1 protein-coding gene is annotated in these 1,066 nt (G+C 72.1%); it reads right to left on the reverse strand.

Features of this window, described 5'->3' with window-relative positions; all coding sequences use genetic code 11:
- Positions 1-982 (reverse strand): alpha-amylase family glycosyl hydrolase (locus ACLN58_RS22490; protein WP_415857422.1); only part of this gene is annotated, 982 nt, incomplete at its 3' end.
- Between the last annotated feature and the right edge of the window lie 84 nt (positions 983-1,066).

Genomic DNA, 1,066 nt, shown 5'->3' on the forward strand with positions numbered 1-1,066 from the left:
CGAGCCGCTCGAACTGTGGCGAGCCGCCGCCGTCGTTGGCCTCCGCGCGCAGGGAGGCGTCGAGCGCGTCGAGGCTCGCCTGCCCGGACGGGTCGACGAAGAGCCGGTCGATGAGCCCGAGAGCGTCGTAGCCCGTTGTCCCCTCGCACGCGAACTCCGCGGGGAGGTGCTCTCCGGGCTCGAGGATCTTCTCGATGACCGTGTACGCCCCGCCGGTGAGCTCGCGGAGCCGCCGGAGGTATCCGACGGGGTCGGCGAGGCCATCGGGGTGGTCGATGCGCAGCCCGTCGGCCAGCCCCTCCTCGAACCAGCGGCGCACCTCGGCGTGGGCGTCGTCGAACACTTCGGGGACCTCGACGCGGAGGCCTGCGAGGCTCGTGATCGTGAAAAACCGCCGGTAATTCAGCCGCGTGTCGCCCTCGCGCCACGGGATGAGCTCGTAGTGCTGCCTCGCGGCGACGTCCCGCGGCGTGTCGCCGGGATTCGCGGTCCCGGGCGCGATCGGCAGGGCGAGCCCGCCGAGGTAGAGGCGATCGCCCTCCACGCGCAGGCCGTCGAGGTCTGCCTCGGATCCCAGGAGCGGAAGGAGCAGCTTGCCGCCCCCGGCCGGCCAGTCGACGTCGAACGCGTCGGCGTGCGGCGACGCCGGGCCCTCGCGCAGGAGGGACCACCACCAAGGATTCTGCTCGGGTTCGGCGACGCCGAGGTGGTTGGGCACGATGTCGATGATCACGCCCATCCCGAGACCGTGCGCGGCCGCGGCCAGACGCTTGAGGGCCTCGGGACCGCCCCGCTCCGGGTCAACCCGTGTGGGGTCCGCGACGTCGTAACCGTGCTCGGATCCGCGGACCGCTGTCAGGACGGGCGAGAGATAGACCCACCCCACGCCCAGCCGGCGGAGATAGGGAACGGCGCGCGCGGCGTCGTCGAGCGTGAAGCCCGAACGGATCTGGAGTCGGTACGTCGACGACGGACTGCGCATATCAGGTTCTGCCCCTCCTGACGGTTGGTGACTGCCGCCTCGCCCCGAGCGGCGGTGTGCGGTGCGACTGCGGGCGAGATGGGC

Source organism: Sinomonas sp. G460-2 (genome assembly GCF_047759905.1).
Classification (GTDB): Bacteria; Actinomycetota; Actinomycetes; order Actinomycetales; family Micrococcaceae; genus Sinomonas.